Below are 19,884 nucleotides of genomic sequence, written 5' to 3' on the forward strand. Positions count from 1 at the left end.
TTGCGACCACCCTCCTTTGTGAGACGTTTCGGGAGAGTAAGATGGTTGATTTGATCCAGCAGCGCATCGCTCCGTCCATATTGTCATCCGTCGAGATCAATCCGATCACGATCTTGAAGACGGAGCCTGGCATGGCACCGGTGCCGACGATCAAATCGGCACTCGCGAGCTCTAGTTCCGACCTTTCCGTCGTTGACGGCGACTGGCGGATCGGCGGCTATCTTGCCGGCCTGCAAGAGCTGATCGACGCCGAACTGCGGTGGGCCGATGAGAATAGGCCAAAACTGGTTGAGACGGCCCAGCAATCCTTGAAGCGGCTGTTTCCTCTCTTGGTCAGCGATGCCTTTACCGTGCCGAAGGATCTCACCAATACCTCAAGTAAAGAGGAGCGTACACGCTTCTATCATCATGAATATCAAAACAAGCTCCTGGTCGGGTTAGCCGAATTCCTGATCCGGTGCGCCCAAGAGCGCAACGAGCGTCACATCATCGTCATCGACCGGGCGGCCGCCCTGTCCGCCCCGGCCAAGAACCTGATCAAGCTGCTCGTCAGGCTGGACCACGATGCGCGCCTGTTTCGCTTTGTCCTGATCGATTACGAACAACGCCTCTATTTCCAGGACGCCAGCGAAGTTCATTTCGGCAGATATAGCTTGCAGGAACTGGGGCCGATCCTGGATCGGGAAGTCGCTGCGGAGAAACAGCGGCAGATTCATGAGGCAAGTGGCGGAAATCCACTGATTGCGGAGGCTTTAAGCACATGCGTAGCGGCCGGATTGCCGGTCATCGGCTACCTCGACCCCGTCGCGATAGTGGACCTTTATCTCGCCAGCCTCAACTCCGGGGAACGGCACAGCCTTCTCAAATCGTACATTGAATCCGACTGCACGACGCCTGATCTCATCGCGCAACGAAACTATGCAATTTTCGAGCAGACGACCGCAGATCATCTGCATGAGCAGTTGCACCGCGCTTGCCTGGACCGCTATCTGGCGGGCGAGGCGCCGCTCGTCATGCTTCATGCACTATCGATACGGGACAAATACAAGCGTCTGGAACTGCTTGCAGAACCGAGTCAGATCCTCCAAAGCATCGGTTTGTACGATCTCTGGTTTGGCTATTTCGGTGAAATTTTCGCCGATCCTGCGCTCCGCACCTTCGGCCCGGGAGACGCTCCGGCAAACGCTGCCTTCATCAACGCGGCTTTTGTGCTGTATTCGCTCGGCTGCGGCCGGGTGTCGGTTCCCTATCTGGATGAATTCTACAAGGCATTCCCGAAGAGCCGATACACGCCAACGGTTCTCTATGCCCAATCGATGACGTATGGACGCTATCAGCAACCGGTCAATCTGACGGTCGCCGAAGAGTACGCGTTGCGAAACCTGGAGACCATCGAGCGGGATTTCAAGGATCACGACAAGTACGATTATATCAAGGTGTTTGCAGAGAACGCTTATGCCTACATCAAGGCCAAGCAGGAGAAGTATGACGAAGCCCTCACCCTTTGTGCGGAAGGCCATGGCAAGATGCTTAAGGCCTATGGCGGGGAGCGTTTCAAGCTTCACCAGTCGATTCTGATCTACAACACCAGTCAGGTCTATGAACTCGTCGACGATCTTCCTCGAGCTGAAAAGCAGCTGCGTGAGGCCATCGCCTACGATCCCTATTACGGCGAGTATCACAATGACCTGGGGAACTTGCTCTCGAAAGTGCCCGGAAGGGAAGCTGAGGCTCTACAGGCATATGCGCGCGCCATTGAGCTGTGTCCCCCCTATTACGAAGCCCATCTGAACAGGGCCGCACTTCGCAACAGAATGGGATATGCCGCAGGCGCCCTGGCCGATCTCGACAGAACGCTTGTCATCAAGCCAAACGAATGGCGAGCTCACTTCCAGAAGGGCAATATTTTGATGCGGCAAGATAGGCCGGAAGCTGCTCTGAAGTCTTATCTAGCGGCAGCCGATATCGATCCCAAGAATCCCGATTTACAGAGCAACCTCGGCCTTGCCTATTCCGAGCTTGGCAAGGCGAGCGAGAGCATCGCGCACTATCTTCGAGCCCTTGAACTCAATCCTCGGCATGCGCTCACGCACAACAATCTCGCCATCGAGTACTTCAACGAGGGTCGGCCAGATATGTCACTGAACCACGCCACGGTCGCAGTCGAGATTGGGGGAGATCCAGACTACCTCCTCACTCGTGAGCACATCCAGGCAAGTCTGCAAGCTGACCTGGCTTCGCGGCGCAACCGAGCTTCTGCGCCTTCCGCCGAACAGTCATGAGCTTGCGGCTCATAGCATTGATTGCCGTCGAAGCCGACGACGTGCGGCAGGATCTCCAGGTTAATGGTAGCAGGCACCTGAAAGCTTAGGGCAGAGTCTGGCGGATCCTGTTGCGCGACAAGTGATGCAAATTCATAGGATCTGACCAAGCAGGGGGAACCGCGTTGGCCAGCATTTGGTCCCGAAACACCGCCTGCCACAGACAGGGAGGCAGATATGGTGCCTTTTGACCAGTCGCGCGGTTGGCGAGAGCGTTGGTTATGCCCCTTCTTTGTCATCCCATCGATGTCACGGCACGAGACCAGCGTCATCTTCGCTTCTGCATCAAGCGATATCCACACGATGGCGTGTTCGATGAGCTAGGTTATAGATGACTGGTGCAAGCACACGGCAGTTCGTTTATCTGTCGCATTTGATCATTCAGATCGGCGGCTGGGCGTTTCGAATTGGCATCCTGATCGGCCTTCTTCAATCCGGCATGAGCGCCGCGGGTCTCGGCGTTGCCGTCAGTTTTGCGCCTATCATGCTTGGGAGCCTCTTCTTGTCGCCATTGGTCGACAGACGTAATCCGATCTCCGTCATGATGATCGTCAATGCTATTCGCATCTTCGCGCTGCTCGCCATCTTCGGCACCGACGGCGCCGATTCCTTTCTGAGCTATGCCTCAATCGGCGTCCTGAGCCTGGTGCAGCCCGTCTACTTGTCTGCAGAAGTTTCTTTCTTCCGTCGTATCACATCGGAAGACGACATGATCTCGGTGTTGCGCAACATTGCCAACATTGACTGGCTCACCTATCTGCTCGGAATGTTTGCGGGTGCCATGCTCTCCGACCGATTGCATTTGCCTGGCGTTTTGGCGTTCAACTTATCGGCGATCATCCTGTCCTTGATCGTGCTCCTTGGTATTAAGCAGCAGTTCAAAAGGACACCAACAGTCCTTGAGGCACAGCCCTCCGGAACCATCCTAGACCTAGCACCTCTTTATCCCGCATTCTTGGCTGTATTTTTGCTCAACCTCGGCGCCGGCATCATCAATGTCTATCCTGCTATACGTGCAACGGCTGACGGGGTTCTCGATAAAAGCGTTCTATTGACGATCGTCATGACCAATGGAGTTTTGGCCTTGCTGGGAGCGCTCGCCGTCAAGCCGATTTACAACCTGCTCGGCGCCTTGCCAACCATCGCCGGGGCCGCAGTGCTGCTTGCGGCATGCCTTGCCATCATGTCGCTCGATGCTGGCCTGCCCGTAGTCATCGCATCAAGCAGCGCAATGCTCGGCTTTGGCCAAATATTTGCCGCTGCCGCTCACAGCCACATGGTCTCTTCAGTGGCTCCGGATCGAGCCGGCCGCCTTTCCGGGTTATTTCAATGTTGTACCTATGGCGGCGTCGCGGGAAATGGCATTGCTCTGTCGCTTTTGAGTGATCGGCTCCCCTTCGGCATGATCGTGTTGCTATGCGCGGCGAGTGCATTTGTTGCTTTCGCCGTCGCGAGCCTTGCCATAATCAGATCAAGACATTCTCACGCTTGAGGTCCTGTCGCTCGCTAGATCAGGGATGCATACGATGCCATGGGATCAGCTATTTCTTTTAGAGCGCCCCTTTTCAGATCCGGCCTTGCCGGGACGAGAATTCTATTGCTGGCAATGCTTGCTGTTGGACGGGATATTGTCCGCATTTCCAAGCCGCGCTGCGAGGTTGGACGTTCGTCGGATTGCCTGGGCCAAGCCACGAACCGCACTCATCGAGAGGCTTGGCCAGGATCATCAGTCCGCCCCCGTTCTCATCTTCGAGAAGAGTAGCATCGCACCGGAGAATGCGAAGTACGCGAACGGGCTCGCCTATGTCGACGATTCATTTGCAATTCTTCATCTTTTAGCTCTGCGCCACGGGTTCCCGGCCCCTTATCCGGGAAGAGTGACGCTTTGCCCATGATGGTCATCAACGCTTTGACGCCCGCATTGGCCTAAGTCTAATTGAGAGTGGCCCGCTCGATCTCTCGAGTTGCAACCTGCAAAGACGATAGCGGATCCTGACTGAATATTTCTGACAGGACCCATCGTTCAAACTCTTTAACAGCCGCCATATTTCGCGCGTGCCCATTGACAAACATGTAGATTGAGCGATTGACCGGCGCAAAGCCAAACGGAGCCACAAGTTCTCCCTTCTCAAGGTTGCTTCGAACCAGAATTTGCGAAGATATTGCGGCGCCAAGCCCACTTTTTGCTGCCTCGACAGCCAAGGAAAATGTATCGAACACGACGAGGCGCGACCCCTGCAAGCATATTGCAGCTGCGCTTGCCCATTCGTTCCAGCCGTCCATCCTGGCGGCCTCGTGAAGGAGAGGAATCGATAGAATGTCTGCCGGGCTTTTGATCGTCTCGAGCATAGCAGGCGCGCAAACAGGACCGATCATCTCGTTCGATACGTGCACTTCACGGACGGGAAGCGGTCGCTTCAACAGGCCGGAAACGAACAATACGTCCACGGCCCCAACAGCCAGCGCGTCCAGATCGGCGTCAGTTTCAAAGACAAAATCGATATCCTGATACAGTTGGCGGAACCGACCGATCCGGGGCAACAGGCCGTGCGACAAAAATGTGGTTGAACAGCCCACCACCACTGAACGTCCTCCATCGCTCCTTCGTAGCTCGTAGCATCCTTTCTCCAGCATTGTGAACGCGCTCGCACAGCTGCGCTTGAGCTGCTCGCCGTCGGATGTCAGCCGCACGCCCGAGCTATGGCGAACGAATAGCCTTCTGCCGAACCAATCCTCAAGAAGCCGCATCTGGTAGCTTACCGCGCCGGTCGTCATGTTTAACCGCTCGGCGGCCCTTGAGAAGCTTGGAAACTCGCTGACCGCCTCAAACAGATGCAGGCTTTTCAGAATAGGAAGCTTGCGCATCTGACTTACTTCATGGCGTCGCAGACTGCGATGAGTCGTTGTTAGTGGCCTATGATGCGCCCGATTTATCTTAGGCACCAACGACGCTATTGATGACTGGCCGGACGCGCTTGGCCACTGACACCTCTTCGACATGGCCGATCAACGCGAGTTCACCGCCCAAGCTCCCTGCCCCAGTTTCGATCTGGTCTTGATCGAGGCATACGGACGCTTCGGATGTAGTGGCTCCTGGTGCGCTAATATGAGAAATCCTGTTTGGCGGCGTGACATTGCTGCGCTTTCTCCCCGAAAAGATGGAACGAGCTTTCGACTTGGAACAACAAGTCCTGGGTCAATCAGGCTATGCAATACTTTGCCCGTCGGAGATACCGCCGGGCTCGCCACACTGGCAAACGAGCTGCTAGTTGGGATTGCGCTCGCACGCCTCTCGCGCCCATGGAACTGCTCCAATCACTCTCAAAATCCGGCATTGTACCTTAGCCGCTGATTGGATGGCTCTCTGCTATCGCCTCCCGTCCGCCTCGATCAATTCAGCCAAGGAACGTGGTGACATCGAGATATGCAATGACCTGGATTTACCTGCTTCGATTCGAAGCTTGCGCCGAATTTAATCAGAACAAAGCCGCTTCGATGCATAGGTATATTCAAGCGCTAGTCGACGCGCATGTTCGACCAGATTGGCCGCGGCGCTGTGTCCTCCGTCGATGTTCTCGTAGTAGAAGTAGGGCTGACCGAGCGCAGCTAGTCTCGCAGCAGCCTTCCGGCCGTGCGCCGGATGGACGCGGTCGTCCTTGGTGGAGGTGAGAATGAAAGGAGCGGGGTAGGTCTTGCCCGGTACCAGCTTCTGATAGGGCGAGTAGGCTTCGATCCACGCACGCTGCTCGGCGATGGCAGGATCACCGTACTCGGCAATCCAGGAGGCGCCTGCGCCGAGGCTGGTGTATCGAAGCATGTCAAACAGCGGCACTTGGATGATCGCCGCGTTGAAGAGCTCGGGACGTTGGGTGATTGCGGCGCCAACGAGTAGGCCGCCCTGGCTGCCGCCGATTACGCCCAGCCGTCGCGGGCTCGTGATCTTGCGACGAATCAGGTCCTCGGCAACGGCAATGAAATCATCCCATGTCGTCTGCTTCGTTGCTCCCTGGGCTGCTTGATGCCATTGTGGACCAAACTCGCCGCCACCGCGCAGATTCGCAACGACATAGGCATTGCCCTGCTCGAGCCAGAGCCGCCCCACGGCTCCGAGATAGGATGGCAGAAGCGAAGCCTGGAATCCGCCATAGCCATAAAGAAGTGTCGGGATCGCGCCGTCAAACCTCGCGTTCTTCGGCCGCACCAGAAAATAGGGAATTGACGTGCCATCACGCGAAGTCGCTTCGAACTGGTCTACGACGTGATTGGACGCATCAAAGGCAGTAGGTGTCGTCTTCAATTCCTCAAGTTTTTCTGTTTCGGCATCAAAATACCAGATTGACGTTGGCCTGAGATAGTTCGAGATGGCGAACATCGCCTGGTCCGCTTGGTCGGACGTGGCTGACACGCTGACATTTGCATGTTGCGGCAGCTGGATCGGCGTCACCGACCAGGCTCCCTGATCGTACTTGTAAACGAGCGCTTTGCTCTGAACGTTTTCAAGGATGGTCAGGATCAACAAATTCTTTGTGCGACTGACCCCGCTCAGGGCCTGGCGGGGCCCAGGCTGGAAGACAAGCGAGGCTTTGGCGCGTAGCGGATCCTGTTTCCATTCGGCCAGATCATACGAAATCAGCGAGCCTGTCCCAAACCTGACGTCACCGGGCTCCCATTCTTCGTCAAGTTCCACAAGCAGGCGGCCGCTCGCGAGCCCGACTATTGCGGCCTTCTTCGGGAGATTGAGCCTGATGGGCCCATCGGGGCGGAACACCACATAATCACGCTCGACAGAGCTGATGAAACGGATGGCGCCGGTCGCATGGACTTGACCTTCGCTGTCTCGAAGTACCAGGGGCACCGTCTGAACGTCGGTAGGCTCGCCGCGAAAGATCTCGCGAGCCCTACTGAGCGGCTGAGCGCGTTTGAGCTCCTTCACTACAAAGGGATAGCCGGCCTGCGTCAATGACCCCTCGCCCCAGTCCCGTGCAACAAGGAGTGTGTCACCATCGACCCAGCTGACGTTCTGCTTGCCCTCTAGAAGATAAAAGCCGCCCGCAACGAAGGAGTTGGCCTCGCGGTCGAACTCGCGTATGGACGCGGCATCCTTGCCGCCGTCGGAAAGATGAATCAGGCAGAGGCGCTCTTCAGGCCGAAGAGAGCTGCCACCTTGAAAGACCCAGTTCCTGTTCTCGGCGACGGCCAACGCGTCCACGTCCAGGATGGTCTCCCACTGTGGATCCTCGCTACAATAGCTCTCCATAGTGGTGCGCCGCCATATGCCACGCACATGATTCTCGTCTTGCCAAAAATTCTCTAAGCCGCGCCGTCCCAACGAAACGTATGCAATCCGATCCTTGGCCTGCAGGATAGAGAGCGCCTGTTCGTAGAATCGCTGATACCGCGGATCTGACTGGAGCACCCCAAGTGTCTTCTCGTTCTCGGCGCGAGCCCATGCCAACGCGTCTTGTCCTTCGATGTCCTCGAGCCAAAGCGATGGATCATTCGTCGTCATAGTCGTTCGCTCCTGTGAAATCGCCGTGGACGTGGCGCGGGCAATCGAAGGCAGCGCGGCGGAGAGGAGTGACGTGTTCATAAACTTTCTCCCGATGAGGCCGATGGGCCACGCTCGCACACCTAGCGCCCCTCGAGCAGAAGCAGCGGAAAGCACGCATGACACAGCGCAGCTTGCGCTATCTTGCGGACCGATTCACTGCAAGCTGCGTGCCGGCTAAAGAGCCGCAAGTTTCAGCCGCTCAAGGCTGCAGGACCATGTCCGGTTGCCGACATTGGTTGCCAAGCAGACACCGGCGGCGTGGGGTTTATCGGGCTTGAACTCGGCGCCGCGGTTCGAAATAATGACAAGCTTCATGTCGGGTCGCTGGTTGACAACATCCGCCACCTCGTCCGAGGCAATAGAATGGGCGGGACCTGCACCGGCTCGTTCATCCAGCTCCGGCGGTATCTCGTGCAGCTGCTGGTTAAAGGCGTGCTGGTTTATGGTTTCATCTTGCTTCGCAGCGCCTGATGTACTGCCGTAAGCCAAGGTTGCCGTGTCGAGCGCATCATGAATTCGAACCATCTCAAAACTCCGTTTGACGATGTTTGCGTTTGATTCAGTCGCAGATCAGCTCCGAGTGATATCCCCACGACGCCAGGGTGGCAGAGCTAGCTTTCGGGAAGCTGACCAACGCCGAGCCAAGTGGCTGTCGTTCAACGACTTGCGTGCACTCGTCAAGGCGGTGAAGGCCAATCCGAGGTGCGGACGCCTCATCCGCCGCGATCACGTCGTAGTCCTAGATAGGAGAACCGGCGGCGCATCTTCCCTACTATCGTAGCGAAACTTGCGATCGCGCGTCGCCGAATAGACGCTGGCACCATTTTCACGCAGATCCTACAAGGTTTCATCGAGCTCCTTGGCGTGCCCGAGGCGGCTGGACATCGGCACATTGTCTACGTCCATCAGGTCTCGTACGACTCACTTACACGGCCAGAAGCAGACCGGCTTATCGTCGATCATAATGCGGCCGGACGCCTTCGAGATGCGATTGCCCCCGATGGCGCGCGTCGCGGCATCGTCAAGCTTCCCCATACAATTGTGGTTGCCGATGCACTATTGGCGCTCGACTGGGCCGGCATCAACTTCGGCATCATCACCAACACAGAAGCTGGCGAGCAACGCCTTAGTGCCTCGTTAGGGCCTTCCCCCATTGTGAACGACAGGGCAAGCGCCACGGTCTTCTAGGAGCATGTGCTCGGAGCAATCAAGAATATCGCCAACGATATTCCCGACGTCGCTACGAAATGGGCTTCGCGAAAGAAAACGAAGATCGACTGGTGTTTGATTAGCGCCAAGATGCAGAAGTTCGCGCTCGGCGACTATCTCGAGCGAAAATCGAATATCCTCTAAGGTGTCAGAACGGGCTGCCATTCCGCTTGAATCGTCACATCCTAAACCAGCAGAGCTGGTAGCGTGGACCGGCCAGAATGCCGAGCATTGCTATGCTTATGTCATGTTAGCCTTCGATGACTTTAATTCAGGGGCAGGCTCACAATCTAGCTTACTCATCTTGGCTTATTGAGAGCGCCTGCGCCTCTTCTCCAAAGAAGCGTCCAATTTCTTCATTATGGTAGCGAAAAAGCCAAGCATATTTGGCGCGCACGGATTCGTCATTCCCTGCAGACGCATAGGCGGTCAAAATTGCATTGCGGTGCTGCCTCGCCCAGTCTCGACACGCGTTCTGCCAAGCTTCGGTGCGCATACGATCCCGACCGTCTTGGTCTTCCGCCTGATATCGATCTCGGTCCTCACCGCTGATCGTAGGCTCAATCGTGTCCAAGCAGATTCGAAGGTAGTTGATGAACCATTGGGTCTGGCCATTCGGAAGGTTGCTGTACTGCATCAGCGTTTTCGGGGTCGGATCGACATCATCGCTGTAGTATTTGCGATGCGGGTGATCGGAGAGATAAGTCTGGAGATCGGGCGTGATGGCAATCATGGGAACGCACGCGGCATGCTCAAGCCGGTAGGCACGAACCAGCGCCGGGCTAATGAGGGTGTCCTTTCGCCGGTACCAAAACCCCAGGTCAACGCCTCCACGAAGGAAGATGCCGCGAAGCACGCAAGTGCCTTGGGCCCAGGCGTAGCTAGTCAGCTCGCTCATTAGTAGGTCGAAAGTCCCTTCAGAATCGGCGACCTTGGAGTGCAGAGGGACAGAAATAACAAGGCAATCGGAAAACGCGAGAACCGTCTTGCCGACGATCTTGTGTTCTTCCCGGATGAATCTGTCAGTAGATTTATGCTCGAACTCGTTTTGAACGTGTACAACTTCGTCATCGAGGGCGCGCAGCTGCTCCTCGTTGATTATTGCTTCCACGCGAGCCGAAAAGCCAAGGAGGTCAATAAAAGCAAACAGCCCGCTCTTTAGATTTCGGCGCACTATTTTGTTTGTCATGCCTGAACTTCCGCACGAATCAGCAAGTCAGATGCTCTGCTTAGGTACTTCTCACGTAAAAATTGTCATGGTGACCGCGAATATCACTATCTCGCGGGCTGCCTGTGAGGCGGAATTGGAGGAGACTTCGGTCGTCACCTTCGGCTGCCACGGGAACGTCTTGCTCATCCATGAAGCGGATTTGTTCGCCGGGACCTAGGTCTGCCCAGAATCCGTCGGTAGCTATCAGCAACTCGCCTTCGCCTTTGGGCATCATGGCCTCGGGAAGCAAAATTCCCTGGCGCGAAAACTACGTGTCAGGAGATGACGCGCGGGACGGTCGGCTATTGACGCAATGGATGTTTCGCCGGTTACGCTGGCAAGCGTGTGTGGCCGGCTCAGCCACTCAATGCCCCTTTTCGCGTTACGCCGTCCCAGCAAACAGTCGCCGGCGTACAGAGCAAGCGTCGCGTCGGGCCGGATATTCACGATCATATAGCTGGCAGAAGCTTGAGGGTATGCTTCGGCCACGATCTCATGAATCTGTCGCAAGCGCGCAGTAAGCGTTTCCGCCGTCAACTTCCCATCGGCGGCGATATACCAATTTATCAGCTCCTGCGTAATCTGCTGGGCGAACTCTCCGCTATTGTGACCGCTTGTTGAACCATCCATAACCACGCATAAAGCCCCCTCGGCACGTATGCCGACCCCTCCACAATCTCGATTGTACTTGGTCCTGGTACCGGCTTGGCTGAGCCAACTGACGTCGATTCCCATCTCAGTCACCAGCGCATTGGCTTACGATTACGAAGCGCTCACGGACGATGTCGATACGCCCTTCCGGGCCGCGGATGTTGCCGGCAAGAAAATGATCAAAGTCGGGATGCTCGAGTAGCGGCGCGAATTTCGGCAATGAACTGGCGTATGTCGGCATCGGCTTGCTGGATTTCCGCCACCACCTCCTTCCGGCCGTCGATGACGAGAAGGATGTCTTCGAGGTCGCGGCTCGCGAGCAAATCACTCTGACCACGCCCGAGATAGGCTTCCAGCTTTGTGGCTACAAACAATTCCGGGCTGAGACGCTTGATATTCAGCTCATCGGTAAGGGGCACCGTAACCGCCGTCTCTATCCCTTTCGCATACCAGCGGTTGCTGAATCCGAGAATATCCTCGTCGTCGGGCATGAAATCGACTTTGAGATCCCCAAGGCGCATCCGGCAGATGACCGTATCGTCCTGCGACTCCGCAAATCCCTTCTGTCGCAACTCGTCCTGCAATTTCGTCCATTCTGCAAACCCTACGAGATCGACGATGAGGTCGACATCGTCCGTCGCTCTGACACCCTCAAGGGTGATGTCGTCGGTGATAAAGAGAGCAGTCGTGGATCCCCCCACAAACACCAACCGTTCGCGAAGTGCGCTGCCCAGCGCCGTAGCGACCGTTTGGAGCATTTGAAGCAATTGACCTTTGACGGTAGTCATTTTTTCAGAAGGCGTTCGGAAAGACGTTCCCCGGCCAGGCCTGCCTCTCTCTGATTGCCGAGCCGGATCGCATCGATGAGTGACAGATATTCGTACAGCCGATCATCTTTTTGAACAGCTTCCGGCACGCTCTTAAACAATGGCGTAACCGATTGCCCGATGTTGTGTCCGTCCGCGAACGGCCACACGTAGATGTATTCTCCTCCGCTGACCAAGAGGCTTTTAAGCATAGGTGCTGCAAAGGCCGTCGGTATGCCGCGCGTCATGGCGCCGGGCTTTGCCGGAAAAACGAATTTCATGCCATGGATGATAAAATTATTCAGATCGCGGCGATTGGGATTTGCCCGCCCCGTATTCCGGTCCTTGATCGCAAGTCCCGATGAGAGGCTTCGTTTGATTGAGGCGTTTATTTCCGTCTTGCTGATTCCCAGAAGCGCTTCCAAGTTGCGAACTGAATACGGATCATCGCCCTGAAAGCGCGGCTGAGGCTGTCCCGGCGTGGGCTCGTTTTCCCCTTCCTGAAGGCTGACGAGCTTCAAAAGAACGACCAAATCCTGACTCTTCATCCCGTCCATCCAGCCGTCCTCTGTCCTGGGACTGAGGACAGTACACCATAATTGGCCGCCCCGCGTCAATGGAAGGTTGTCTTGATTACATTATCTACCCTGAGTCATGAATCTTGAATTGCCGTAAGTTGATGAAAAATATGTACTTTTGTACAGAATTGCAACGAAACACTTGAAAGCATTTAATCTACCGGTTCCACGTCCGCGGTGATCACCGCGCGGGGACAATCGGGTCGCGTAGACCAGGGAGCCTGCCACGACCTTGACCAGCTCGGTACATCGAGCAAGGGACCGATATAACGGAAACTGCCCGGAAGGGCGTCTGCCTCGAAGTCGAAGGCCTGGCTGATTGCCAGCAGAACTCGATCAGCCTGGTCGAACAAGTCCATAGCGTCCGAAAGAACAGGAAGGCCGAAATCGACGCGAGCTCTATTGAGGATAGGAAGGGACGCATTCATCGCCGCAGCGAGCGCGGCGGAGGCTGCTCGGACTTTGGCGCGCTCTGCGGGCGTTTTCGGTTGCCCCAATCCGGAAGTCGCAGGCGGCATTCCCGGAAGAATCCGGATGCTGACGTGAGGCGAAAGAAACGCGAAAGGCACGCCACATGCCTGCGCCCCGACCGCCGCGCCAAATAGGAGGTCGAGACCGAGGACCGCATCTGTTGGCACGCGGCCAACCTCGTCGCGAATATCGGCCGCGTATGCAGAGCAAGGCTCGAAGACGACCCTGCGCATGCGATCTCGCAGGTCCGAGACATCCGTTGGATCCGCGGCCCGCCCCTTCGGGGCGCGACGCCATGTCACGAATTCGAAATCAGCGGCCTCGACTTCTGTCCGCATCGCCGGATCGGCGATCACCCGGACATGATGACCATGACGGCGCAATCGGCGAGCCGCCGTAAGCAGCGGACTGAGATTTCCCAACGTGCCCCACGAGGCGAAGAGAAAATTGTAAGAAGTCACCGATCCCCCTTCGCAGTCGCGCATTCGAAAACTCTCCGCCCCTCGTCATGCAGGCACAACTCGAACTCGCGCGTGCGCCGGCCTGGGACGCCGCATGCGAGCAGTTCAGCAAGTGGAAGACAGAAACGTGTTGCCCGCAAACACAAACGCCTCGGACTTCCGACGCGCTTGAGCGACGGGCGCAGCCTCTCAAAGAGAACTCGAGCGACGCACCGCGACGATGTCCTCACGCGTGGTGCGTCGAAAAAGAGAAGCGTGAAGCTCGTTATTTTCAGATGATTCATTGCGCCGCGTGTCGTTTTCTCTCATAGCCTCAAAGCCTACAGGCTCACGCCACGTGAGATTCAAGCTGTCTTTTTCCGGTCTCGCAGTCCTCATTCCAATCTGTCGCCGGCGAAGTGCGCCTCCGCGCACTCCTGATTTTCGGGGGAGAGAAGCAAGCTGCCAAATGCACTGGTACCGTCATCTGATCCGCCTGACGCAGCCCGCCGGGATCTACAACTTCGCCGCCCAGGGCCACACCGGTCCGCAATTCTGTGCCTATGTCGCATCCCGGCAGAAGACGACGCGCATTGCCGCCAGCGTGCCTCTCGAAACGATGCCGCCTGTTGCCGGATTCCGACATTGCTGGTTTCAACCGGCGTGGCCCTGATCTCACAGCCCTTTATTCCGCGGCTGACTTCGTTCGATAACGTGCTCCAGCGTGACGCGATGACCACAATGCTATTCGGGCGTTCCTCCGGGAAGGACGCGGAGTGCCGCGAGCAGCGAACCGTCATCAGCGAACAGGTCCCAGATCATGATCCCGGCGAGTCCACGGCCCGCCGCGTACATCGTCTTTCGTGCGATGGAGAGCGGATCGTCGTAGCTGATCCATATGCGCCGTTCGGCGTCATAGAGCCAAGGCACCTGGGCCTCATCGCTCCAATACCTGCGAAAGCCCAACTCTTCCGGTCGCCTGGCAACGATATCCCGATAATCGATGCCGTCGCTCCCTCCCCACTCCTCGCTCGCCGCCGCGCCCTTCTGGAACAGCCCCCCGTTCTCCTGCGGAACGTCCGCAACAGCCCGGCCATAGAAAGCTACCCCGAGCGCTACCTTGGCAGGCGGTACGCCGGCCCGGATCAAGGCATTCACACTTGCATCGACATTGAGATCAGGATCTGGATCGCCGGCGCAGGCGAACAGCGGAGCGTTGAAGCCGGCAAAGGCCGAGCCGGCGCGATAGTCATAGGCCATCAGATGAAGCCGGTCGACCAGCCGGGCCAGGGCGGCCGCCTCCAGATTGACAATCTTGTCGGGAACGGCCGACACAGCGATGGTAAGCTCCAACTCCCTGTGCTCCGATGCAGAAAACTCGTCAAGCTGTCGGCGCAATTCCGCTATCAAGAGTGTGAAATTCGGACGATCCTCAGGGTGCACCAGGTTTTCCGCACGTCCTCCCGAGACGGGAAACTCCCAATCAATGTCCACACCATCGAACATTCCAGGATAGGGCCGAAAGAACGCATCGATCACGGATCGTGCGAACCGCTCGCGAGAGAGCGGCATGGCAGCGGCGGCCGAGAAATACTTCGATCCATTCCAACCGCCCAGCGAGATCAGAATCCGAAGCTGCGGATTGTCCCGCTTCAATTCGGCGAGTTGGGCGAAGTTACCGCCGAGCGGACTCGAGAGCGAGATTCCATCGCAGGCTCCCGCGTCAAGGCAACGATCCGCAAGTTCGGCCAGTCCCTCCGTCGAAACGGTACCGAACGCATACATCAAGTGGGTCAGCTCGCGAACCGGAATCGTCCTGATGCCTGGACCGCCTGCCCGGGCCTTCCACGGGGCGACATAGCCTGCGATGACGGCGCTCCGGGCCGGCGCGGTCCGGCCCTGTTGAACCAGCGCATATCCGCCCACAAGCGCAGAAAACCCGCCCAGAGCGAAGGTTCGACGATCAACTGCCACGGCCTACGACCCTTCCTCTCAGATTGTATCCTGCTTCAAACGACAAGGTGGTCTGCGCGACGGATGAACAGTCCTGCTTCCGCGCACCTGTCGGCTCAGAATGATCAGCCCGAATTTCACCTCGCCAGACGGCCGATTGATCCATCGATCCCGAGCGCGCGCTCCAGGTTGATTGCCCCACACGGCCTGCCGCATTCCGGTCTGAAGCTGATTGAACTGGAGCCAGCGCGCAAGGAGTTGGCAAGAATTCGGATACACGCGAACCGTTCAATGGGACGAGAGCATAGCATGGCTGCAAGGTCTCGAAACGTGCCTTGATCTTCGCTTGACATAGCTTTTCGCACAGCAGGCACGCGGAGTTGTTCGACTGTCCGACAAACCTGGCTGGTTGCCCCGTGACATTGCGGGCGGCCGATGCTGTCTCATTCTGGCTTCGCCCCCCGTTCATTGAGCTGTGGTCAGCATCCTAGACGCCCTACGAAAACCGCTTTGCCCGAAAGAAGGGACGACTTTGCACCAGTAACCACGATACCGTGTCAAATCGGCGTCCATAATCGCTCGCCAATTGATCACGCCATGCAGACGCTGGTCGAAGACCGACCACGCCATCGCCGCCGCGCAGAGCAGCCAGCCTGTCAGCGTGCTCAGGAGGTATCGTCCCTGTCCCGGCGCTTGCGACGGAGCAAGTCACGATAGCCGCCTCGCATGAGACGCAATCCAGTCTGGACAAGGCGAATGGTCCGGCTGCGCAGATCGTGCGTTTTCCAGCCTCGATCGGGAATGCGGGGATGACCAAACAGGCCTTGCGCGATCTTGCGATAGCTGTTGCCTTCCAGCCACCCGTCCATTGCACGCAAAGCGAGGATATGCCGATGCCGGGTCCCGGTCGATTGAGCGAGAGGGGCCCGCCCAAGAGGACGCTGTTCGAGCGCCAGCCAGAACCGGTGCGCGGCCAGCAAGCGGAGATCGAAGTCGCGGTCGAGCGGCAAGTCAACGGCAACCATTGATCCGCGCCCGGGAAGTTCTTTCAGCCAAAGCCGATGCCTCGCGCCTCCGAGGGGCACGATGGCGTGCCATCCATCCGGCGCCTCACGAAGCTCGCAGCCCGCCAGGTCGGCGAAATCGAGTTCGTACGGCCTGGACGCAGTCGGGCAGATCGCCGTGCGGATCGTCAGCACGGTCGACAATGCCTCGGGCGACCAGAAAACAGCTTGTTGGTCGAACGCCTGTTCCGGATCAGCCGCGAAACGTCAGCCCCCACTTCCGTCGGAAGCGATCCGTCGCGCTGGATTGTTTGCTCCCGAGGGCCTTGAAGTCTGCTTGATACTCACGATCGCGGCGTAGCCACTCCCAGGCTATGTCGTCCGCCTCGGCTTTCCTGATATCGTGATATGCGCGCTCTGATCTCCAGTCCGCACCTGACATTTGCACTATTTCCCCGCATCTTGTGAATGCACGCGCAAGGAAACTGCAGGCCTGTGACGATTTATGGTTGCAGTCGTATAATCATTCAACGTTCCACGCACTTTTGCGATGGAATGATCAACTTTTGCGATCTGAAGGCTCCGGCTTCCGCTTCAGATACCGTCACACCTCACTTTTGTTGCAGGCCGGCGCGGGAAGTCAGGACGGATCCGGCACACCATCCCCGGCCTGACACACCGAAAGGACCATGTGCGGCTTTCGCGCCTCGTGGCGGCGGGCGGCAATCGGCGCCCGACGCAGCCGGCTTCTCCGGATTTTATTACGATTGTGGGTCACTACGTCGTCCGTGCAGCGCAGATCAGGCGATGTCGCCGACCGCATGCGGTCTTTTTCCTGACGGGTCGGCGAGGATATTCAATCTGATTGCGCACATGATCGCTGATCACGTTTCCAGGGACTGCTCCCGCACCGTCGGCTGGATACCCGGAATGACAAACGTCGGTAAGTTTTTTTGTCGCGCCATGTTGCCTGTCAGGCATAGGGCGAGACGGGCAGCGAAACACCGGAGCGCATGAGAGCGCAGACCGGAACAGCACGGTCTTCGATCATTTTGAGCACCACCAACCCGCGTTGCGGATCCTGCCCGCTCGATGCCGAGATGGTGTTCGAGGATCCTGTAGTTCCAGGACGAAGTGCCGAACATGTGATGGACCCGCCACCGGGCAGATCCGGCGCCGGCCACGACTTGCACGACGAACCCCGTAACGACGAAGCCCGGCACGGCAAAGAGCAAAAACCGGACCCGACCACGCACCGGCGCGCCCGGGGAAGCAACGCTCCAGGAAACGGCATTGGCGCAGCAGGCGCGCAGCGCGCCGGCGCTTCGGCCGGAAACGCACCGCGATGCCGTGCCTGGCCGGCATGGCGCGCGAGCTGGATGCGTTGTTCGACCAGAGATCGCAAGCCGGCGGGTTTGGCGCGACAGATCGTCTGGATTCTTCCGCACAGGGATGCCCTTCCGGCAGCAGAGTTGGCCAGCAACGCTTTATACCATGCCGGATCCGGAAGTGACGGGCGCTTTGGGCGCAGCCGGTTACTGCGGCCTCCATACGTGCAACGTATCCGGACTGTCCGAAGCCGCACGGGCTTCGAGGGTGCGGGAAGACCGCAGCTTGCCGCGACATATATCGGGCGGTCCATGCAGGCAGCGAAATACCAGTACCGGCTCGTGTAGCGCTATATTTCATGCTGCTGGTTGAGCAGCTTCAGCCCGAGACGCGCGTTCCCCCGATGCGGTCTTGGCCCGGCCCGGCTTGCATCGCCCCGGCCGCATGTTCAGCCGCCGCGCCTACAGCGCTGGTTGCCCGTTCGTAGTACGATTGCAGCGACCGGAACAAGACATCCAGAGTGACCTGCCGGTTGACCAGCTTGGCGCCGAGTTCGCCAGCGAAACCATCGAGCGCATCATATGCGGCAATCACGGCTGAAGCATCGGCTTCGGGCGGCTCGTTCCCGGCCAGCGCCGGGACGAGGTGAAGGAGCCAGTCGACCGCCCCTGCCCGCGCATCTACAGGGATTGCGGCTGAAGACTTGCGGAGCGGGCAGCGGAAGCCGGCCGCTGACGACCACGCTGTCGCTGCCTGGACGCGAGGCCGATCAACGGGAGCCCTCCCGCCCGGCTCCGGCGCTATGCGCCTCCACAAGCCCAGTTAGCCCCGCCTGCGCGACAGCCCGACGGGCGCGGGCTGCGAGTGAACTGACGGCTCGCGCGTGCAGCTGAAGACCACACGCCAGAACTCCTGGATCTCGAGCGGTGGCCGGAATTGGGCAGGCGGTCAACTACCAACGCTGATCATTGATCCAGATGACAGCCACATGTCACCTTCACTGACGAACATCGGCCGGCTAAGCGCACAAGGATTGGCATGCGGGCTCTATCACCTACTGTCCTCGCCAACGGCCGTATCCGGTCCACCACCCGGTCATTTGCCGAGATGCTGCGCGCGCAGGTCTGCTGCAGCAGCGAAATTTCGTTCCTCATGGAAGCGCATGATGGGCTCTCCGCCGCAATCGCCGGACGCGCAGGTTTCAAGGGCCTCTGGGCATCGGGCCTGTCGATTGCCTCCTCGCTCGGATATCGCGACGCCAGTGAAGCATCCTGGAGCCAGCTCGCCGGGGTCGTCGAGCGAATCGTGGACTCGGGCCAGCTACCGGTTCTGGTCGACGGGGACGGCGGCTTCGGGAACTTCAACAACGCCCGTTTGCTGGCCCGCAAACTCCGCCAGTGTGGTGCTGCCGGCGTCGCACTGGAAGACAGCTGCTTTCCGAAGACGAACTCGCTCCTTGGCGACCGGCATCCCCTTGCCGACGTCGATGAGTTCTCAGGCCGCCTGCGCGCCGTAAAGGACACGGTCGCGGACGATCTGATTCTCGTGGCTCGTATCGAATCGCTGATCGCCGGCCACGAAATCGACGATGCAATCTCCCGCGCCCACGCCTATGCCGAGGCAGGAGCTGACGCGATCCTTATTCACTCGCGAAGAACCGCCGCGGACGAGATCTTCGCATTCACCAAGGCCTGGCAGAACAAGTTACCGGTCGTGATCGTTCCAACGAAGTACTATCGAACGCCGGTTTCGGCATATCGCAAGGCCGGTATTTCCACGGTGATCTGGGCCAATCACTCCATGCGCGCTGCAACAGCGGCAATGCGGCAGGTCTGCAGTCGCATTGTCGCCGAGGAGAGTACTGCCGGCATTGAGCCTGCAATTGCGACGCTCGATGAAATCTTCGAACTGTTCAGATACGATGAACTCGCTGATGCGGAAGCGCGATATCTGCCTCAGCGACGACGCCCGGAGCGCCATGAACAAAGCAGCAATGATTTTGAAGGATTGCTGTCATGAAGTCGTCTGGCATCCGGTCCGGAGCAAGCGACTCAAGGTTCTTTTCAACCGGCATGACGTCGAACGACAGACAGCCTGTCTCGTCGTACCGCCGTGCCTTACCGGCATCCCTAATTCTCTCAATCGCTTCACCGTTTGAAGGGCTCGCCGTCCATCCGGAGCGGCTGCTCTCCAGGATGAACGGCCTTCCCGAGTGGAATGGTGATTAGCTGCGCTTCGCGCCACAGCAACAAACACAGCCAACGCGCTGAACGAGGCGTCAGACGCCTGGCGCAACGCCCGGCTCTCTCATCGAAGTCTGCGACTCGAATTGATCCGTGGCCCGGGACAACGAAAGAGAAC

General features: G+C 58.0%; 17 protein-coding genes. 5 read left to right on the top strand and 12 right to left on the bottom strand.

Annotated elements, in window-relative coordinates:
• The first annotated feature begins 41 nt into the window (after positions 1-41).
• From JEY66_RS34385 to JEY66_RS34395, 3 genes are all read left to right on the top strand, one after another.
• On the top strand, positions 42-2,282 hold the full coding sequence (locus tag JEY66_RS34385; protein ID WP_018270147.1) for a tetratricopeptide repeat protein: 2,241 nt from the start codon (positions 42-44) through the stop codon (positions 2,280-2,282).
• A gap of 370 nt (positions 2,283-2,652) precedes the next feature.
• Positions 2,653-3,813: an MFS transporter gene (locus tag JEY66_RS34390; protein WP_018270146.1), complete on the top strand. Its 1,161-nt coding sequence runs from the start codon at positions 2,653-2,655 to the stop codon at positions 3,811-3,813.
• A gap of 34 nt (positions 3,814-3,847) precedes the next feature.
• Complete coding sequence (locus JEY66_RS34395; protein ID WP_041482740.1) at positions 3,848-4,216, top strand: DUF3088 domain-containing protein; 369 nt, start codon at positions 3,848-3,850, stop codon at positions 4,214-4,216.
• 37 nt (positions 4,217-4,253) lie between these two features.
• Here the strand turns inward: JEY66_RS34395 and JEY66_RS34400 are convergent, their stop codons facing one another.
• The 3 genes from JEY66_RS34400 to JEY66_RS34410 all read right to left on the bottom strand — a co-directional run bounded on the left by JEY66_RS34400 (position 4,254) and on the right by JEY66_RS34410 (position 8,397).
• Positions 4,254-5,186, bottom strand: coding sequence for a LysR substrate-binding domain-containing protein (locus JEY66_RS34400; RefSeq protein ID WP_018270145.1), 933 nt, complete (start codon positions 5,184-5,186; stop codon positions 4,254-4,256).
• Between the two features lie 607 nt (positions 5,187-5,793).
• Positions 5,794-7,911 (bottom strand): prolyl oligopeptidase family serine peptidase, encoded by a 2,118-nt coding sequence (locus tag JEY66_RS34405; RefSeq protein ID WP_018270144.1) that lies wholly within the window; start codon positions 7,909-7,911, stop codon positions 5,794-5,796.
• Positions 7,912-8,046: 135 nt separating this feature from the next.
• Entirely contained in the window at positions 8,047-8,397 is a 351-nt protein-coding gene (locus JEY66_RS34410; protein ID WP_018270143.1) for a hypothetical protein, read from the bottom strand.
• Between the two features lie 339 nt (positions 8,398-8,736).
• Here JEY66_RS34410 and JEY66_RS34415 point away from each other — a divergent pair, with 339 nt between their 5' ends.
• Entirely contained in the window at positions 8,737-9,060 is a 324-nt protein-coding gene (locus JEY66_RS34415) for a hypothetical protein (protein WP_141382083.1), read from the top strand.
• A 316-nt stretch (positions 9,061-9,376) separates the two neighbouring features.
• On the opposite strand, the gene JEY66_RS34420 is transcribed toward JEY66_RS34415, so the two are convergent.
• The 9 genes from JEY66_RS34420 to JEY66_RS34455 all read right to left on the bottom strand — a co-directional run bounded on the left by JEY66_RS34420 (position 9,377) and on the right by JEY66_RS34455 (position 18,117).
• Entirely contained in the window at positions 9,377-10,270 is an 894-nt protein-coding gene (locus JEY66_RS34420) for a hypothetical protein (protein ID WP_018270139.1), read from the bottom strand.
• 252 nt (positions 10,271-10,522) lie between these two features.
• On the bottom strand, positions 10,523-11,026 hold the full coding sequence (locus JEY66_RS34425; protein ID WP_018270137.1) for a hypothetical protein: 504 nt from the start codon (positions 11,024-11,026) through the stop codon (positions 10,523-10,525).
• A gap of 95 nt (positions 11,027-11,121) precedes the next feature.
• Complete coding sequence (locus tag JEY66_RS34430) at positions 11,122-11,730, bottom strand: hypothetical protein (RefSeq protein ID WP_307724584.1); 609 nt, start codon at positions 11,728-11,730, stop codon at positions 11,122-11,124.
• Positions 11,727-12,296: a hypothetical protein gene (locus JEY66_RS34435; protein WP_026192363.1), complete on the bottom strand. Its 570-nt coding sequence runs from the start codon at positions 12,294-12,296 to the stop codon at positions 11,727-11,729. The genes JEY66_RS34430 and JEY66_RS34435 overlap by 4 nt, the downstream gene beginning before the upstream one ends.
• Before the next feature lie 182 nt (positions 12,297-12,478).
• Positions 12,479-13,282 carry a glycosyltransferase gene (locus JEY66_RS34440; protein ID WP_041482739.1) on the bottom strand — a complete coding sequence of 268 codons (804 nt, stop codon included), beginning with the start codon at positions 13,280-13,282 and terminating at the stop codon, positions 12,479-12,481.
• Positions 13,283-13,981: 699 nt separating this feature from the next.
• Positions 13,982-15,211, bottom strand: coding sequence for a glycoside hydrolase family 18 protein (locus tag JEY66_RS34445; protein ID WP_080650319.1), 1,230 nt, complete (start codon positions 15,209-15,211; stop codon positions 13,982-13,984).
• Positions 15,212-15,855: 644 nt separating this feature from the next.
• Positions 15,856-16,389: a DUF2285 domain-containing protein gene (locus JEY66_RS34450; RefSeq protein WP_240536959.1), complete on the bottom strand. Its 534-nt coding sequence runs from the start codon at positions 16,387-16,389 to the stop codon at positions 15,856-15,858.
• Between the two features lie 58 nt (positions 16,390-16,447).
• Positions 16,448-16,636: a transcriptional regulator domain-containing protein gene (locus JEY66_RS45555; RefSeq protein ID WP_018270129.1), complete on the bottom strand. Its 189-nt coding sequence runs from the start codon at positions 16,634-16,636 to the stop codon at positions 16,448-16,450.
• A 1,265-nt stretch (positions 16,637-17,901) separates the two neighbouring features.
• On the bottom strand, positions 17,902-18,117 hold the full coding sequence (locus tag JEY66_RS34455; RefSeq protein ID WP_018270128.1) for a hypothetical protein: 216 nt from the start codon (positions 18,115-18,117) through the stop codon (positions 17,902-17,904).
• A gap of 513 nt (positions 18,118-18,630) precedes the next feature.
• Between JEY66_RS34455 and aepX the strand changes: the two genes are divergently transcribed.
• Positions 18,631-19,542 carry a phosphoenolpyruvate mutase gene (gene aepX / locus JEY66_RS34460; RefSeq protein ID WP_018270127.1) on the top strand — a complete coding sequence of 304 codons (912 nt, stop codon included), beginning with the start codon at positions 18,631-18,633 and terminating at the stop codon, positions 19,540-19,542.
• The last annotated feature ends 342 nt before the right edge of the window (positions 19,543-19,884 follow it).

The sequence above is a fragment of the Bradyrhizobium elkanii USDA 76 genome (genome assembly GCF_023278185.1).
GTDB classification, from domain to species: Bacteria; Pseudomonadota; Alphaproteobacteria; order Rhizobiales; family Xanthobacteraceae; genus Bradyrhizobium; species Bradyrhizobium elkanii.

What these genes read in the sequence shown, in the direction of transcription:
- JEY66_RS34430 (WP_307724584.1), bottom strand. Translation starts at nt 11,730, where the DNA reads ATGACTACCGTCAAAGGTCAATTGCTTCAAATGCTCCAAACGGTCGCT.
- JEY66_RS34440 (WP_041482739.1), bottom strand. Translation starts at nt 13,282, where the DNA reads ATGCGCGACTGCGAAGGGGGATCGGTGACTTCTTACAATTTTCTCTTC.
- JEY66_RS34420 (WP_018270139.1), bottom strand. Translation starts at nt 10,270, where the DNA reads ATGACAAACAAAATAGTGCGCCGAAATCTAAAGAGCGGGCTGTTTGCT.
- aepX (WP_018270127.1), top strand. Translation starts at nt 18,631, where the DNA reads ATGCTGCGCGCGCAGGTCTGCTGCAGCAGCGAAATTTCGTTCCTCATG.
- JEY66_RS34395 (WP_041482740.1), top strand. Translation starts at nt 3,848, where the DNA reads ATGCCATGGGATCAGCTATTTCTTTTAGAGCGCCCCTTTTCAGATCCG.
- JEY66_RS34435 (WP_026192363.1), bottom strand. Translation starts at nt 12,296, where the DNA reads ATGAAGAGTCAGGATTTGGTCGTTCTTTTGAAGCTCGTCAGCCTTCAG.
- JEY66_RS34385 (WP_018270147.1), top strand. Translation starts at nt 42, where the DNA reads ATGGTTGATTTGATCCAGCAGCGCATCGCTCCGTCCATATTGTCATCC.
- JEY66_RS34425 (WP_018270137.1), bottom strand. Translation starts at nt 11,026, where the DNA reads ATGGGAATCGACGTCAGTTGGCTCAGCCAAGCCGGTACCAGGACCAAG.
- JEY66_RS34400 (WP_018270145.1), bottom strand. Translation starts at nt 5,186, where the DNA reads ATGCGCAAGCTTCCTATTCTGAAAAGCCTGCATCTGTTTGAGGCGGTC.
- JEY66_RS34410 (WP_018270143.1), bottom strand. Translation starts at nt 8,397, where the DNA reads ATGGTTCGAATTCATGATGCGCTCGACACGGCAACCTTGGCTTACGGC.
- JEY66_RS34390 (WP_018270146.1), top strand. Translation starts at nt 2,653, where the DNA reads ATGACTGGTGCAAGCACACGGCAGTTCGTTTATCTGTCGCATTTGATC.
- JEY66_RS45555 (WP_018270129.1), bottom strand. Translation starts at nt 16,636, where the DNA reads ATGTCAGGTGCGGACTGGAGATCAGAGCGCGCATATCACGATATCAGG.
- JEY66_RS34405 (WP_018270144.1), bottom strand. Translation starts at nt 7,911, where the DNA reads ATGAACACGTCACTCCTCTCCGCCGCGCTGCCTTCGATTGCCCGCGCC.